Genomic DNA, 15,772 nt, shown 5'->3' on the forward strand with positions numbered 1-15,772 from the left:
GAAATAGGCGACTAGTTCCCCCCATGCCGGTTGACGCGTTATGGGGATGGTTGGGGCCGCTTCTGGTCACCGCCTTCGGGGGATTCCTGAGATTCTTTCGGCTCGGAGAGCCGCACGCGGTCGTCTTCGACGAGACCTTCTACATCAAGGACGCCTACGCGCTGCTGAAATTCGGCGTCGAGCGGGTGGCTCTCGGCGACACCAAGAACCCCATCGCCGACCGGATGATCATCGCGGGCGACCTGAACTTCTGGAAGCAGTGCCCGACCGTCGAGGAGTGCGCCGAATACGTCGCGCACCCCCCGCTCGGCAAATGGATGATCGCGGCCGGCGAGTGGCTGTTCGGCCTGACCCCCTTCGGCTGGCGCTTCGCCGGAGCGGTGGTGGGCACGCTGTCGATCCTGATCATCGCCAGGGTCGCCCGCAGGATGACCCGATCCACGCTGCTCGGCTGCCTGGCGGGCCTGCTGCTCGCGCTCGACGGGCTCCACTTCGTGCTCTCGCGCAACGCGCTGCTCGACATCTTCCTGATGTTCTGGGTGCTGGCCGGGTTCGGCTGCCTCGTGGTCGACAGGGACAAGGCCAGGCAGCGCCTGTCCGACTGGTACGAGACCTCCCTGACGACCGTGACCGGCCCCTGGCTGGGCGTCAGGCCGTGGCGGCTGGCAGGCGGCGCGTGCCTGGGGGCGGCGTGCGCGGTCAAGTGGTCGGGCGTCTTCTTCCTCATCGGCTTCGCGATCATGTCGCTGATGTGGGACGCGGGGGCGCGCAGGGCGCTCGGGCTGCGCCGGCCGTACAGGGGAGTGGTGGCGCGGGACCTGACCGGCGCGCTCGGGGCGCTCGCGCTGGCCCCCGCGGTGGTCTACATGCTCAGCTGGACCGGCTGGTTCGTGCGGGCGGAGGGCTGGGGGCGCAACTGGGACCAGGCCACGCAGGCGGGGCCCGCCTTCTTCGTCCTCGACTCCCTGCGCTCGTGGCTCGGCTACCAGCTGCAGGTGCTGGGCTTCCACACCGGCATGGACGACGGGCACCCGTACATGTCGGAGCCCTGGCAGTGGCCGCTGCTGCAGCGGCCCGTGTCGTTCTACTACCCGAGCGAGCCGCCGCCGACCGGCTGCGGCGCCGACAAGTGCTCCTCGGCGGTGCTGGGCGTCGGCACGCCCGCCCTCTGGTACCTGGCGCTGCTGGCGCTGCTCGCCCTCGTGGCCCTGTACGTGGCCAGGCGCGACTGGCGGGCGGGCGCGGTGCTGCTCGGTTACGGCGTGGGCTGGCTGCCGTGGTTCTACTACGCGATCGCCGACAACCGCACGATGTACCTGTTCTACATGACCCCCGTCGTGCCGTTCATGGTGCTGGCGCTCGTGCTCGTCGCGGGCGTCGCGCTCGGCCCCGCGAGCGCGCCGCCGATCAGAAGGGCCGCGGGCGCGGCCACGGTCGGCGCGTGCGCGCTGGTGGTACTGATCAACTTCTGGTGGCTCTACCCGATCCTGTCCGCGGAGACGATCACGTTCGCGCAGTGGTGGGCTCGGATGCTGATGCGCTCGTGGGTGTGAGCGCGGAGCGGCGGCGCACCTTGATCCCGCGCCTCAACGTGATCGCCGCCGCGATGCACGCCAGCGGTACGGCGGGCAGCAGGTAGCGGTAGTCGAACTCGGCCGTGGCGGCGGGCGCGAGGATCAGCCCGAACGCCCCCAGCCACGGCAGCAGCACGGGACCGCCCAGGTTGCGCCACCTGACCACCACGCCCGCGAGGCCGATCAGCAGGATCCCGCCCAGCATGACGCCCTGCAGGTAGAACACCTTCTGGTAGGTGCTCATGATGCCCGCCCACGGCTGCACGATCCTGGTCTCCGCGGGGCCCTGCTCGTAGATGAACGCGTCGGTGTCGGCCCTGCCGCCCACGGTCGCCCACTGCGGCAGCCGCTTGGGCTTGCCGTTGGCGTCGAGATCGTAGTACGGCTGGAACTGGTACATGTTGTAGGTCTTCGCGTCGGGGAAGCGCGGCCTGCCCCAGGTGAAGGCCCGCATGAAGTCGCGCGCGACGACCCCGAGATAGTCGCCGGGCTGGGCCAGGATCGCGCGCTTGGCGAACTCGCTGGCCACCTCGTTCTTGAAGTCGTCGAACTTCACCTTGCCCGGCAGCCGGTGCAGCACCTCGCCGCCGCCGTTGCCGTTGCCGCTACCGGTGCCCCACAGGTACCACTGCGCGTAACCGATCCGCTTGCTGACGGGCTCCTCGATGCACATGAAGGCCAGCGGCAGCTCGCGCGGCAGCTCAAGGTCCATCTTCTTGCAGTCGGCGAAGATCGACACTCGCATGTAGAGGATGAGGCCGTCGCTGTTGGTCATCGCGAACTTGCCGAAGGCCGTGTAGAACCACGTCATGTAGGCGACGACGGGGATGGCGCAGGCCGTGACCATGGCGACGATCGGCTTCCAGCCGGTGCGCTTGATCAGCATGTAGACGACGACCAGGCCGAGGATCGGCAGTCCGATCGAGCGGGTCAGCGCGGTGAGCGCGAGCAGGAACCCGACGACCGCGCCGACCTTCCACGACATGCGCCGGTGCCACAGGACCAGGGTGATGACGCCCACGACCAGCAGCGTGAACATCGTGTCCGACATCACCATCTGCTCGAGCTGGATCTGGTAGGCGTCGAACAGCACGGGCACGGCGGCCAGCGTCGCGCCCCACTTGGGCAACCCGAACTTCCTGCGCAACAGCGCGTAGATGAGCACGCCCGCGGCCAGGCCCATCAGATGCTGGGTGAAGACCACCAGGGAGAAGCTGTGGAAGGGGCGCAGCAGCATGAGCCAGAAGCTGTAGCCGTCCGGCCTGACCGCGCTCGGCCTCGGGTGCAGCGCCACCGAGACGTACTCGTAGGAGTCGTTGAACCACATCGCGGGGCCGTAGCCGAGCATCGCGACGAGCCGCAGCAACGCGCCGAGCGCGAAGGCGGTGAAGAACACGCGGTGTCTGCCCACGTAGGACAGCAAACGAGCCTTTCGCCCTGGGACGGAAGGCTCGACACGCGTTCTCTCGGCAACGCTCACCATGCTTTGACCTCCACCGCTCCTGCTGCAGAGGACCGGATAGTCCTTCCGGCGGTAGACCCAGCAGCGATAGTGCCGAGCTACCCGATTCTATCATTGGGCTCTTCGCCGAAGATTCCCCTAAAGAATGCCAGCCGTTTTGAGGACTTGACCCGACCACGCCGGGGCACAGGGCATGATGGTTGGCTGGAAGTGCCGTGACTGAAGGGTCTAGACGTGGAACTGACGGTGGTCATGCCCTGCCTCAACGAGGCCGAGACCGTGGAAGTCTGCGTGCGCAAGGCTGTTGCGTGCATGCAGGAGCACGGCATCGACGGCGAGGTGCTGATCGCCGACAACGGCAGCACGGACGGCTCGCAGCAGCTCGCCCGTGACGCCGGGGCCCGCGTGGTCCACGTGGAGGAGAAGGGGTACGGCAACGCCCTCATGGGCGGCATCCGCGCCGCCCGCGGCAAGTACGTCATCATGGGCGACGCCGACGACTCCTACGACTTCACCGCGCTGCTGCCGTTCGTCGAGCAGCTGCGCGACGGGGCCGACCTGGTGATGGGCAACCGCTTCAAGGGCGGCATCGCCCCCGGCGCCATGCCCCCGCTGCACCGCTACCTCGGCAACCCCGTCCTGTCGTTCGTCGGCAGGCTGTTCTTCCCCAGCGCGATCGGCGACTTCCACTGCGGTCTTCGCGGGTTCCGCCGCGAGTCGATCCTGCACCTCGGGCTGCAGACCGGCGGCATGGAGTTCGCCAGCGAGATGGTGGTCAAGTCCACGCTGCAGGGGCTCGACGTGCGTGAGGTGCCCACCACGCTCTCGCCCGACGGCCGCTCCCGCCCGCCGCACCTGCGCTCGTGGCGAGACGGCTGGCGCCACCTGCGCTTCCTGCTCCTGTACAGCCCCAAGTGGCTGTTCTTCATCCCCGGCCTCGTCCTTATGGCGCTCGGCCTGGTCGCCGGCGCCGCGCTGACGTTCGGTCCCGTGCAGATCGGCGAGCTCGCCTTCGACGTCGACACGCTGGTCGGCGCGTCCGCCGCGGTGGTGATCGGCTTCCAGGCGGCGCTGTTCGCGCTGTTCACCAAGGTCTACGCGGCCGAGGAGGGCTTCCTGCCCGAGTCGCCGCGCATCCGCAAGCTGATCAGCATCGTGACACTGGAGAAGGGTCTGATCGTCGGCGGACTGCTCGCGGTCGCCGGTCTGGTCGGCCTGGTGATGTCGCTGGTCCACTGGCAGGTCCGCAGCTTCGGCGCGCTCGACCCCCGCGAGTCGCTGCGCATCGTCGTCCCGTCGGCTACCGCGCTCATCATGAGCTTCCAGACCATCTTCGCCGCGCTGTTCGTCAGCATCCTGGGCATCAGGCGCACCAGGGAGACGGCCACCGACGTCGCCGCCAAGGCGGCGGAGGAGGCGGCCGAGGCGGTCAGCCGGGAGCAGTCCTCGACCCCCAAGGGCTGAGCCCTCACCGTGGCCGCGCGCGGCGTCTTCCGGATGCCGCGCAAGACGGTTGGCCCGAGCCTTAGTCTTGATGGCATGTTCTACGTCTCCACGCCGATCTACTACGTCAACGACGCTCCCCACCTGGGCCACGCCTACACGACCGTCGCGGGCGATGTGCTGACGCGCTGGCACCGCCAGCGTGGCGAGCAGGTGTGGTACCTCACGGGCACCGACGAGCACGGCCAGAAGATCATGCGCACCGCCGAGGCCAACGGCGTCACACCGCAGGAGTGGGCCGACAAGCTGGTCGAGGAGGCGTGGAAGCCGCTCTGGCGGCACCTCGAGATCGCCAACGACGACTTCATCCGCACCACGGAGAAGCGCCACACCGAGCGGGTCCAGGAGTTCGTCCAGGACCTCTACGACAAGGGCGAGATCTACAAGGGCGGCTACGAGGGCCCCTACTGCGTCGGCTGCGAGGAGTTCAAGACCCCCGGCGAACTGCTGGAGGGCGACCTCTGCCCGATCCACAAGGTCCCTGTCGAGTGGCTGCGCGAGGACAACTACTTCTTCAAGCTCTCCGAGTACGGCGAGCGCCTGCTGGAGTTCTACGAGGCCAACCCCGACTTCGTCCAGCCCGCCTCCGCGCGCAACGAGGTCGTGCAGTTCGTCAAGCAGGGCCTGCAGGACCTGTCGATCTCCCGCTCCACCTTCGACTGGGGCATCCCGATCCCGTGGGACGACAAGCACGTCATCTACGTGTGGGTCGACGCCCTGCTCAACTACGCCACCGCGGTCGGCTACGGCTCCGACCCCGCGCGGTTCGAGCGGATCTGGCCGGCCAACGTGCACCTCGTGGGCAAGGACATCCTGCGCTTCCACGCGGTCATCTGGCCCGCGATGCTGATGGCCAACGGGCTGCCGCTGCCCGGCAAGGTCTTCGCCAACGGCTGGCTGATGGTCGGCGGCGAGAAGATGAGCAAGTCCAACCTGACCGGCATCTCGCCGCAGCAGCTCACCGATCACTTCGGCGTCGACGCCTACCGCTACTACTTCCTGCGGGCCATCCCGTTCGGTCAGGACGGCTCGTTCTCGTGGGAGGACTTCGCCGCCCGCTACACCTCCGAGCTGGCCAACGACTTCGGCAACCTGGCCTCCAGGGTGGCCGCCATGGTCGGCAAGTACTTCGACGGCGAGCTGCCCGCGGCCGCCGTCCAGGAGGAGGCCATCGCCACCGCGCTGGCCGCGACCGTGGCCAAGGCCGACAGGGCGATCGGCGACGAGCTCGACTTCGCGGGCGGGCTCGGCGCGATCTTCGAATTCGTGAAGCTGGTCAACGGCTACCTCAGCGAGCAGGAGCCGTGGAAGGTGGCCAAGGACACCTCGGAGGAGGGCCGCGCCAGGCTCGCCACGATCCTCTACACCGCCGCCGAGTCGCTGCGCGCGGTCGCCGTGCTGCTCAACCCGGTGATGCCCGCCACCGCGGAGAAGCTGTGGGCCTCGCTGGGGGCGGAGGAGCACCTGGGAGCCCTGGCGGCGCAGCGCGTGGACGAGGCGGGCCGGTGGGGCAGGCTGCCCGCGGGGGCGCGGATCGTGAAGGGCGAGATCCTCTTCCCGCGCCTGGAGAGCGTCGACTGACGAGGGGGGACCACACAGCCTCCGCGTCGCGCCGCGCACGCGGAGGCTCGTGATCGGTTGCGCGGGCTGACGGTGGTCAGCCGCGCAGCCGGACGGGGAGCGCGGTCAGCCTGCTCCCCTGGAGGCCGCCGATGCCGGCCTGCCGAAGCTCGGCGAAGGGGACCGTGAGGCGGGCGTCAGGGAAGTCGGTTCGGAGCACCGTGGCGACCGCGCGCAGTTCCAGCTGGGCGAGTTGGGCGCCGATGCAGAAGTGAGGGCCGGCGCCGAAGGTCAGGTCCGGCCCCGACGGGCGGGCGGGGTCGGTGTTGATCCCCTGGATGTCGACGAGGACAGGCGCTCGGGCGGGAAGCCGTACGCCGGCGAGTTCGATCTCGGTGGTCGTGAATCTCCAGAGGGTGAAGGGCGCGGGCGGGTGCCGCCGCAGCGTCTCGTGGACCAGCCGGTCGATCGCCTGTTCGTCCACCGCGCTCGGGTGAGGGTCGTCCGAGAGCGCTCGCGCGAGCAGGAAGCCGAGGGCGGCGTCGGTGGTCAGCTGCCCGGCGAAGATCAGCCCGAACAGGTGGTAGCGCAGCTGGTCCTGGGTGGTCTGCGCGGGAAGCCTGTCCCGCAACTCCGCGGCGAGCCCCTGGCGTCCGTCGCCGAGCCCGCAGGCGGCGAGTTCCCCGAGCGCGGCGATCGCCCTGCCCTGCTCGCCGGGGTCGTCGCTGAACATCCGTCTGCAGGCGTCGGTGGCCTGGTCGACGAGGTCGAGGGGGATGCCGAGCAGGTCGAGCAGCACGGTGAGCGGGTAGCGGGTGGTGAAGCCGGCCATGAGGTCGACAGGCGTTCCGTCGGCGGCCAGTTCGGTGAGCAACTCCCTGGCGATCGCGTGGACCCGGTCGGACTGGGCGCGGATCCGTCTGGCGTTGAGCAGCGGGGCGTGTGCGCGTCGCAGGCTCGCGTGGTCCGGACCGTCGAGGGTGGTGAGGGACGGCTGCTCGGCGGCGGTCCGTTCGAGTCCTGCGGTGTGCGGGTCCCAGCTCGGGGGCGCGAAAGCGGGGTCCTTGGCGATGCGCGGATCGGACAGGACGGCTCGCGCCAGGTCGTCGTCGGTCACGATCCACGCCCGTCCGCCGGCCGGAGCGTCCACCTGGACGATCGGTCCTGCGGCGCGCAGGGCGGGACGGGCGGGATCGGGTGCGGTGATGCCGCGGGCGGTCGCGGCGAACGGGTCGACGCCGTCGGAGTGGGGCGCGTTCAGCATCAGTACTCCAGGGAATCGGGGGATTCGGACGCGGAGGCGAGGTGGTGGCCGTGGCCGGGCACGCTACCAGATACCTCCACCGTGAAGTAACTTCATGGTGAAGGTAGATTGGTGGGGGTACGTTGTCAAAACGCGTCACCGGTACGACAAGGAAGACGGAGGGCCTCGATGGGGGAAGCGGAACCCGGCCACGACTCGGCGCAGCATCACCGGCTCATGGAAGGGCTGAGGGCCTACGGCGCGAACTACACCGAGTTCACCCGGCGCTTCGCGGCCTGGCTGGGCGTGCACTCCACCGACGCCGCAGCGCTCATGGAGATCTTCTACGCCGAGGACAGGGGAGCGCCGCTGTCGCCCGCCCGCCTCAGCGAACGCATCTCGCTGTCGTCGGGCGCCACCACCGCACTGCTCAACCGCCTCGAACGGGCCGGGCACATCGTCCGCACCCGCGAGCACGTCGACCGGCGGGTCGTCACCCTGACCAGCAGCCCGCGCATCCAGGAACCCGCCAGGAAGTTCTTCGGGCCCCTCACCGACCGTATGGCCGCCGCGATGTCGGATTACCCACCCGAGCTGCTCCAGCAGTTCGAGGCCTTCCTCCACCATCTGTGCGGCGCCATGGAGACCCAGCTCGAGCAGCAGGACCCGGACACCTGACCGGCAGGCCGCCCCTCAACGACCCAAGCTCACCAGGCGGTCACCCGCAGGGCGAGCGCGTGATCGATGAGCTCCTCCCGCACGCCGGCCAGGCGCAGCACCTCCTCGGGCGAGGGATGCCCGTCGCTCGCCATCCCGCGCAGGACCACCGCCCCCTCCTTCAGCGTCGCCGCCCTGCCGGGGTCGGGTTCGACACGGGACAGCGCGTCGACCGCCATCGCGGCGTCGGGCAGGGCGCCGAGCCGTACGGAGATCTCGACGCCGCGCAGGTGCCAGGCGCGGGCGGCCTCCAGGTCGCCCTCGGTCTCCGCGATCGTGCCGAGCCCCACGAAAGCGCGGGTGAGGTTGCCCGAGCTCCTGATCCACCGCTCGTCGAACCGCTCCAGCGCCTGCTCGTACAGCCACCGCGCCGCCACGAGGTCACCCTCGGCGAGGGCGACGTCCGCGCGGCCGCGTAGCGCCGCGGCCAGGCACGTGGCCGATCCCGTACGGCGCGCCGTCTCCTCGGCCAGCTCGTAGTCGGCCCTGGCCGCCGCCAGATCGTCGTCGAACCGGTAGTCGCCCCTGTTGCACAGCAGGTCGGCCAGGTCCTCCAGCGCGCCGAGCAGGCCCGTCAGCTCGATCGCCTCCTCGACCAGGGCCAGGGCGGCGGCGCGGTCGCCGCGCGCGGCCGCCAGCCACGACAGCGAGTCGAGCGCGAACGCGGCCCCCCAGCGGTCGCCGAGCGCCCTGAACGCGGTGACGGCGGCGGTGAACTCCGCCGCTGCGGCGTCGAGGTCGCCGGCGGCCAGGTGCGGATAGCCCCAGATGACGTGGACGATCGCCCGCTCCCACGGGTCGGCGCTGCGCCTGCCGTGCTCCAGAGTGGCCAGCACCACCCGCACATCCGACTTGGTCGCGGTGACCATCGGCCACAGGAAGGTGACCAGCGGGTGACGGCGCGGCCTCGCCTCGTCCATGGCGATCGCCTCGGCCTCGGCCCTGTGGCGGATCCACGCGTCCCTGTCGCCCGCGGCGGTGAGCGCGCACAGCACGTAGTCGTCACCGAACGAAGGGTCGGGCTCCGGGCCCGCCTGCTCGAGCAGCGCGGTGGCGTGGGCGACCGCCGAGGAGCGCACGCCGCGCATCCACAGGTAGGAGGAGAGCGAGGCCAGCAGCCTGACGCCCAGCGCGGTGCGCCGCGTGGCGACGGCCCAGCGCAGCGCGGTCATGAGGTTGTCGTGCTCGGCCGCCAGGCGGTCGAGCCACTCGAGCTGGTCGGCGGCGCGCAGGTGAGGGTCGGCCAGCTCGGCGAAGGCGAGGAAGCGGTCGGCGTGCGCCTGCCGTACGGGGTCGGGGTCGGTGAGGTGCTCGGCGCAGAAGGCGCGGACGGTCTCCAGCATGCGGTAGCGGCCGCGCGAGACCTCGAGCAGCGACTTGTCGGCCAGGGAGTCCAGGACGTCACGCGGCAGCCCGCACACCGCCTCGGCGTCGGCGGCGGTGGCGCCGCCCGCGAAGACGGTCAGCCGCGCGGCCATCGCCCTCTCGTCGTCGGACAGCAGGTTCCAGCTCCACGCGACCACGGCGCGCAGCGTGCGGTGCCGCGGCCCCGCCGTACGGCTGCCGCGCAGCGCGAGATGGTCGGCCACGTCGGCGACCTCGTGCGTGCGCATCCTGGCGGCGGCCAGTTCGATGGCGAGGGGCAGCCCGTCGAGGGCCGCGCAGAGCCGCCGCACGTCGTCGGGGTCGGCGGTGAAGCCGGGGCGCACGGCCCTGGCCCGCTCGGCGAACAGCCTGGCGGCGGCGTCGGGCGGCAGCGGGCTGACCGGCCACAGGTGCTCGCCCGTGATGCGGAGCGGCTCCCTGCTGGTGGCCAGGACGCGCAGACGGGGACACCCGCCCAGGAGCAGCTCGGCGAGCGCGGCGACGGCGTCGACGAGATGCTCGCAGTTGTCCATGACGAGCAGCGTCGAGCGTTCGGCCAGCGCGGCGACCAGCCTGGACGTGGGAGTCATGGTGCCGGGCAGGCTCAGCAGCGCGCCCTCGCGCACGCCGAGCACGCCGAGCAGCGCCTGCGGCAGCTCGGCGCCCTCCTGGACCGCCGAGAGGTCGGCGAAGGCGACGTCGTCGCCGCTCGCGACCTCGATCGACAGCCGTGTCTTGCCCACCCCGCCGGGACCGAGCAGGGTGACCAGGCGGGCCTCCCGCAGCAGGCCGCGTACTCCTTCCACGTCGGAATCCCTGCCGACCAGGCCGGTCAGCGGGGCGGGCGGAGCCGTGGGGCGGGCGCCGCGCAGCAGGCCCTGATGGACGGCGGCCAGGTCGGCCGACGGGTCGGCGCCCAGCTCCTCCGCCAGCACCTGCCTGGTCTCCTCGAAGGCGACCAGCGCCTCGGCCTGCCTGCCCTCGCCGTGAAGAGCGCGCATGAGCTGGCCGCGGAGGCGTTCGCGCAGCGGGTGACGGTCGATCTCCGCGCGCAGTTCGGCGGCGACACCGGGGGCTCCGGCGCGCAGGTCGGCCTCGAACCGGTCCTCCAGCGCGGTCAGCCTGCGCTCCTCCAGACGGACGGCGTCGGCCGACGCCGGTCCTCGCCACAGTGCCAGAGCCCGGCGCAGCAGATCGGCGGCACCGGCGGGGTCACCGGCCTCCAGCGCGGCGCGGCCCTCGTCGGCCAGACCAAGGAAGACGTGCGCGTCGACCGCCGAGGGATCGACGTCGAGGCGGTAGCCGCCGGGCAGCAGCTCGATCGTGAACGAGCGGCGCAGGCGGGAGACCTGCGACTGCAGGGCGTGTCCGGCGTTGGCGGGGGGCCGCTCGCCGTACAGGGAGTCGATCAGGCTGCCGGCGGCGACGACCTGGCCGGCACGGGCCAGCAGGAGGGCGAGCAGGGCACGCTGGGTGGGGCCGCCGAGCGGCACCTGCGTGCCGTCGGCGCGCCAGGCCGCGGTGGCCCCGAGGATCCCGAACCGCATGGAGACGATTGTCCCTTGCCGCGACGGTACCTTTGGGGGAGTGAGCACCCTTCCCTCCGCGCCCGAGCCGCTGACGACGCCCGTCTTCGACAGCCACTGCCATCTCGACATCATGGTGGGCACCAGGCAGGCCTCCTCCGGAGACCCCGTGGCGCAGGCCGCGCAGGCGGCCTCGGCCAGCGTGGAGAGCATCCTGGCCGACTCGCGGGCGGTGGGCGTCAACAGCCTCGTCACCATCGGCTACGACCTGCCGTCCTCGGTGTGGGGGGCGCGGGTCGCCGCCGCCCACCGCGACGTCTACGCGGGCGTGGCGATCCACCCGAACGAGGCGCACGCCGCGACACCCGAGGTGCTGGCCGAGATCGAGGCGCTGGCCGGCGAGCCCGACGTGCGGGCGGTCGGCGAGACGGGGCTCGACTACTACCGTGACTGGGCGTCGAAGGACGACCAGCACGCCAGTTTCCGCGCGCACATCGAGATCGCCAAGCGGACGGGCAAGGCGCTGGTCATCCACGACCGCGACGCCCATGACGACGTCCTGAAGGTGCTGGCGGCGGAGGGGGCGCCCGAGCGCGTGGTCTTCCACAGCTACTCCGGGGACGCCGAGATGGCCAAGAAGTGCGTGGAAGCCGGATATTTCATGTCCTTCTCCGGTCCCGTGACGTACAAGAACGCCGGCTACCTGCGCGAGGCTGCCAGGGTGGCGCCCAAGGAGCTGATCCTGGTCGAGACCGACGCGCCGTACCTGCCGCCGGTCCCGCACCGCGGCAAGCCCAACGCCCCCTACCTCATCCCGCTCACGCTGCGCTGCCTGGCAGAGGTCAAGGACATGCCAGCTGACGTGCTGTGCGAGGCCGTGAACACCAACGGAGAGGCGGTCTTCGGCATCTCCCGGTGAACCCGCCCCGCGCTCGGTTAGCCTCGCGCGGGTGATGGCTAGAGGACGACGACGCGCCCCCCGGCCCCTCTGGAAGTCGGGCCGGGCGATGGCCGGTTACGGGTTCGTGACGGCTGCCCTGGCCGGTTCGATCATCGTCGCCACGCTCGGCGAGGAGGTCGCGCTGGTCGTGGACGGCAAGGCCATGGCGCTGCGCAGCACCGCCGGTACCGTGGCCGAGGTGCTCGAGCAGGCCGAGATCCCGTTCGGGGAGCACGACTACCTGCACCCCGCCGCCCACACCCCGATCGGCGAGGCGACCACGATCGTGGTCCGCCACGCCCGCCCGATCACGCTCACCGTCGACGGCCGCACGGCCAGGCACGTCGTCACCGCCACGAGCGTCGGCGGGGCGCTCGACGAGCTCGCCATCGAGCACGGCGGCAGCCGCCTGTCCGCGCCGAGGACCGGCGCCATCCCGTTGGGCGGGATGGCGGTCACGATGTTCACCCCCCGCGAGGTGCACGTGGTCGCGGGCGAGCGGCGCCTCACCACCACGACCACCAGCGCGACCGTCAGGGGCGTGCTGCGGCAGACCAGGGTCCGGTACGGCAGGGGCTACCGCGTCACGCCCGCGCTCCGCAGCTTCCCTCGCGAGGGCACCACGATCACGGTCGCCCCGGCCGGGCCCGCCGCGCCGCCGCGCACCATCCCGATCCAGGCCGACGTGGCGCGGCTCAACTGGGCGGCGCTGGCCGCGTGCGAGTCCCGCGGCAACCCGCACGCCTACAACCCCTCGGGCCCCTACTACGGCCTGTACCAGTTCAGCCTGCCGATGTGGCAGGCGGTCGGCGGCGCAGGCATGCCGCACGTCTGGTCCTCCGAGGAGCAGACCTACCGGGCGCAACTGCTCTACCAGCGCGTCGGCGGGCGCTGGCAGGGTCAGTGGCCGCACTGCGGGGCCAGACTGTTCGGCTAGGCCGGCCCCGCTCACCCGCCCGCCGACGCCCCGAACTCGACGCCCTTCGGCGGCTGGAGCTCCTGGACGGTGTCCTCGTTGCGCCCCGCGATGCCGACCATGCCGTACGGCGCGGCGTCAGGCGCGCCGGCGAGCACACGGTTGCCGGCGAAGGCGACCGACCAGCCGAACCTGCCGCCCGGTGGGAAGACCAGCCTGCGTTCGGCGGATCCGCCGCTGCCCGACAGGATCCGTACCGCGCCCGTGCCGCCCGCGTACGGGGCGCCGACCGCGAGCCTGCCGTCCTTGGAGGCGGCCAGCGAGAAGCCGAAGTTGCCCTCGCCCTTCACCTTCCTCGTCGGCTTGCCCGCGGCGTCGAGGAACTGCACGAAGTCGGCCTGCGGCGCGCCCACCGCGATGCCCATGCCCTCGACGTAGGCCACCGCGTAGCCGAACCTGTCACCGGCACGGTCGTCGGGCGGCTCCCACTTGACGGCCGTCGGCTTCTGCGCGGTGATGTCGGCGATGATGCTCACCGAGCCGGAGTCGAGCCTGCCCTCGCCGTTCTGGACGCCGGCGCCGTCGTCGTTCTCGTACGGCACGCCGACGACCAGGCTGTTGCCCGCCCCGAAGGCCAGCGCCCAGCCGTACTGGTCGCCCACCTCGGGGTTGCCCAGGATCTCCTTCGACTCCTGGTTGATCTTCTTCATCTTGCCTTGGCCCTTGAGGACGTAGACCGACCCCGTGTCGGCCAGGTCCCCCTGGTCCTCGTACGGCGCGCCAACGGCGATCATCTCCCCCTTGGCCGCCACCGACCAGCCGAAATGCGCGTCGGGCTGCGGCTCTGGCGACGTCACCCTGATAGGGGCGCCGCCCTTGCCGGGCATGATGTAGACGACGCCCGCGTCCTGCAGGGACTCCACGTCGGCGTACGGCGCGCCGACCAGCAGGTCGGCGCAGCCGTCCCCGTCGATCTCCGCCAGGGCCACCGACCAGCCGAACCCGTCGCCCTCCCGGAGGGTGGTGGGCGGCTTGACAGGAACGATCTCGTCGTCGGACACCAGATAGACCGCGCCGGCGCCGTCGAACGGGTCGCCGACGACGGCGTCGCGGGCGACCACGTCACTCGTGCAGGGCATCGCCCGCGCGGCTTCGCCACCGTTTCCTGACGCGATGGCCGCGGCTCCGTGGGTCATGGCGACCGCTCCGGGGGTGATGGCGACCGTTCCTTGGGTCATGGCGGTTGTGAGGAGGACGGTCAGGAGTGCACGAGTCATGACAGTCGCACCTCGATTTCCTTCCCGCCCTGCAGCATGGTGCCGGACAGGACGGCGGGCATCCGCTGCGGCGGCAGGTCGAACACGAACGTCCCGTCGATCCGCCCGCCCGGCGGGATCGAGTCGGGAAGCGCGCTGGACAAGGTCGTGGCCTCATGGACGGCGCCCCTGTCGTCGCCCAGCGTGACGGAAGGCTTGCCGATGGGGCGTGCCGTACCGCTGGGGTTCACCATCGTCCACTTGATCACGCAGAACCGGCCCGACGTGGGCTGGTTGCCGCCGTAGTCGGTCAGGCCGCAGTCGGGCCGCCGGGCGACGATCACCTGTGGGTCGTCGAAGCCGGCGCCCAGCTGGATACGCCTGCCGATGTCGGTGACCGCGTTCACCTGGGCGGTGGCGCCGTTCCCTGTCGTCGGCGTCGCCGTGGTCTGTGGCGACGGCCTGTTGACCATCAGGAGCGCGATCGTGACCAGCAGCGCCACCGCCGCGACGATCACGGGGATCAGCCAGCGATTGGTCTTCGGCCTGGCGTCCTCGGCGGGAGCCTGCTGCAGCATGACCGGCACCGGCGTCGGCGTGGGTACCGGCGTCGGCGTGGGCGTCGATGTCGGTGTTGGTGTGGGCGCCGGTGTGGGCGTCGGTGGCGGTGTCGGTGTCGGCGTGGCGACCGGCGGGCTTGAGAGGGTCGCCGACAACACCTCCGTGGCGTCGGGCTCGTCGGCGATGTTCGCCGGCGGCTGCCAGGGCTGGTCGAAGCACTCCGTGGCGACCAGCGTCGCCGGGTCGGGAGCGGGGACGCGCCCGCCGACCAGCGATATCAGCAGATCCTGCGCCGTCGGCCGATGGAGCGGGTCCATCGCGGTGGCCCGCCGTACCAGCTCGTTGAGCGGCGCGGGCAGCGCGCCGAGATCAGGCGGCTGGTGCAGCACCCTGGTCGCCAGCGTGATGGCGTCGCCGCGGCCGAACGGATGGCGGCCGTTGCCCGCGAACGCCACCAGGCAGCCCCACGCGAACACGTCGGCCGCGGGCGTCACCTGCTGCCCGCGCACCTGCTCCGGCGCCCACCAGCCTGGACTCCCCAGCAGCTCGCCCGACAGCGTGAAATTGCTCTCACGGTCGAGGGCCCTGGAGATGCCGAAGTCGATCACCCTGGGTCCCGACATCGACAGGATGACGTTGGCCGGCTTCAGATCGCGGTGCACCAGCCCCGCCACGTGGATGGCGGCGAGCGCCGCCGCCACCCCCAGCGCCACGCCGTGCAGCGCGCCCGGCTCCAGCGCGCCGTACTTGGCGATCTGCGTCGACAGGGGAACGCCCGAGATGAACTCGGTCACCATGTACGGCCTGCCCGCGCCGTCGTTGCCGTTGTCGAGCACCTGCGCGGTGCAGAACGATGCCACTCTGCGCGCGTTGTCCACCTCCGCATGGAAGCGCGCGTTGAAGCCCTCCTGGTTGGCGAACTCCGCCTTCACCACCTTGACGGCGACAGGACGACCGGTCGGCGCGATCGCCAGGAAGACCGTGCCCATGCCGCCCTCGCCGAGCCGCCCCAGCAGGCGGTAGGGCCCGATCTCCCGCGCGTCGGTCGGACGCAGTGGCGTGGCGCCCGTCGGCTCCATCAGGGAAGTCCCTTCGTCGTTCACACCATCCTCCCTCCTCCGCCTGGTTCTTCGTAGCGTCGTGGATGCT

General features: G+C 71.2%; 11 protein-coding genes. 6 read left to right on the top strand and 5 right to left on the bottom strand.

Features of this window, described 5'->3' with window-relative positions; genetic code table 11:
• The first annotated feature begins 50 nt into the window (after positions 1–50).
• Positions 51–1,553, top strand: coding sequence for a dolichyl-phosphate-mannose--protein mannosyltransferase (locus ACFSKW_RS53970; protein WP_379583571.1), 1,503 nt, complete (start codon positions 51–53; stop codon positions 1,551–1,553).
• Here the strand turns inward: ACFSKW_RS53970 and ACFSKW_RS53975 are convergent.
• Entirely contained in the window at positions 1,504–2,985 is a 1,482-nt protein-coding gene (locus ACFSKW_RS53975) for a hypothetical protein (RefSeq protein WP_379583573.1), read from the bottom strand. The genes ACFSKW_RS53970 and ACFSKW_RS53975 overlap by 50 nt on opposite strands.
• A 285-nt stretch (positions 2,986–3,270) precedes the next feature.
• On the opposite strand from ACFSKW_RS53975, the gene ACFSKW_RS53980 reads away from it, so the two are divergent.
• Together ACFSKW_RS53980 and metG are read left to right on the top strand one after the other, a co-directional pair.
• Positions 3,271–4,500 (top strand): glycosyltransferase, encoded by a 1,230-nt coding sequence (locus ACFSKW_RS53980; protein ID WP_379583574.1) that lies wholly within the window; start codon positions 3,271–3,273, stop codon positions 4,498–4,500.
• Positions 4,501–4,575: 75 nt separating this feature from the next.
• Positions 4,576–6,120, top strand: coding sequence for a methionine--tRNA ligase (gene metG, locus ACFSKW_RS53985; RefSeq protein ID WP_379583575.1), 1,545 nt, complete (start codon positions 4,576–4,578; stop codon positions 6,118–6,120).
• Positions 6,121–6,196: 76 nt separating this feature from the next.
• Here the strand turns inward: metG and ACFSKW_RS53990 are convergent, their stop codons facing one another.
• Positions 6,197–7,363, bottom strand: coding sequence for a cytochrome P450 (locus ACFSKW_RS53990; protein ID WP_379583577.1), 1,167 nt, complete (start codon positions 7,361–7,363; stop codon positions 6,197–6,199).
• Between the two features lie 168 nt (positions 7,364–7,531).
• Between ACFSKW_RS53990 and ACFSKW_RS53995 the strand changes: the two genes are divergently transcribed.
• Positions 7,532–8,020, top strand: coding sequence for a MarR family winged helix-turn-helix transcriptional regulator (locus ACFSKW_RS53995; RefSeq protein ID WP_379583579.1), 489 nt, complete (start codon positions 7,532–7,534; stop codon positions 8,018–8,020).
• A 29-nt stretch (positions 8,021–8,049) separates the two neighbouring features.
• Here the strand turns inward: ACFSKW_RS53995 and ACFSKW_RS54000 are convergent, their stop codons facing one another.
• The gene (locus tag ACFSKW_RS54000) at positions 8,050–10,971 is read right to left on the bottom strand and encodes an ATP-binding protein (RefSeq protein WP_379583581.1); all 2,922 of its coding nucleotides are present in this window, start codon (positions 10,969–10,971) and stop codon (positions 8,050–8,052) included.
• Between the two features lie 40 nt (positions 10,972–11,011).
• Between ACFSKW_RS54000 and ACFSKW_RS54005 the strand changes: the two genes are divergently transcribed.
• Together ACFSKW_RS54005 and ACFSKW_RS54010 are read left to right on the top strand one after the other, a co-directional pair.
• Positions 11,012–11,869 carry a TatD family hydrolase gene (locus ACFSKW_RS54005; protein ID WP_379583582.1) on the top strand — a complete coding sequence of 286 codons (858 nt, stop codon included), beginning with the start codon at positions 11,012–11,014 and terminating at the stop codon, positions 11,867–11,869.
• Positions 11,870–11,903: 34 nt separating this feature from the next.
• The gene (locus tag ACFSKW_RS54010) at positions 11,904–12,827 is read left to right on the top strand and encodes a resuscitation-promoting factor (RefSeq protein ID WP_379583584.1); all 924 of its coding nucleotides are present in this window, start codon (positions 11,904–11,906) and stop codon (positions 12,825–12,827) included.
• 11 nt (positions 12,828–12,838) lie between these two features.
• On the opposite strand, the gene ACFSKW_RS54015 is transcribed toward ACFSKW_RS54010, so the two are convergent.
• Together ACFSKW_RS54015 and ACFSKW_RS54020 are read right to left on the bottom strand one after the other, a co-directional pair.
• The gene (locus ACFSKW_RS54015) at positions 12,839–14,083 is read right to left on the bottom strand and encodes a hypothetical protein (protein ID WP_379583586.1); all 1,245 of its coding nucleotides are present in this window, start codon (positions 14,081–14,083) and stop codon (positions 12,839–12,841) included.
• The gene (locus tag ACFSKW_RS54020) at positions 14,080–15,726 is read right to left on the bottom strand and encodes a serine/threonine-protein kinase (protein ID WP_379583587.1); all 1,647 of its coding nucleotides are present in this window, start codon (positions 15,724–15,726) and stop codon (positions 14,080–14,082) included. Before ACFSKW_RS54020 ends, ACFSKW_RS54015 begins: the two co-directional genes overlap by 4 nt.
• Between the last annotated feature and the right edge of the window lie 46 nt (positions 15,727–15,772).

The organism is Nonomuraea mangrovi (assembly GCF_042681425.1).
Lineage (GTDB): Bacteria > Actinomycetota > Actinomycetes > Streptosporangiales > Streptosporangiaceae > Nonomuraea > Nonomuraea mangrovi.

Coding starts and splice junctions, on each gene's coding strand:
- ACFSKW_RS54000 (WP_379583581.1), bottom strand. CDS start 10,971: ATGCGGTTCGGGATCCTCGGGGCCACCGCGGCCTGGCGCGCCGACGGC.
- ACFSKW_RS53990 (WP_379583577.1), bottom strand. CDS start 7,363: ATGCTGAACGCGCCCCACTCCGACGGCGTCGACCCGTTCGCCGCGACC.
- ACFSKW_RS54015 (WP_379583586.1), bottom strand. CDS start 14,083: ATGACTCGTGCACTCCTGACCGTCCTCCTCACAACCGCCATGACCCAA.
- ACFSKW_RS53995 (WP_379583579.1), top strand. CDS start 7,532: ATGGGGGAAGCGGAACCCGGCCACGACTCGGCGCAGCATCACCGGCTC.
- ACFSKW_RS54010 (WP_379583584.1), top strand. CDS start 11,904: ATGGCTAGAGGACGACGACGCGCCCCCCGGCCCCTCTGGAAGTCGGGC.
- metG (WP_379583575.1), top strand. CDS start 4,576: ATGTTCTACGTCTCCACGCCGATCTACTACGTCAACGACGCTCCCCAC.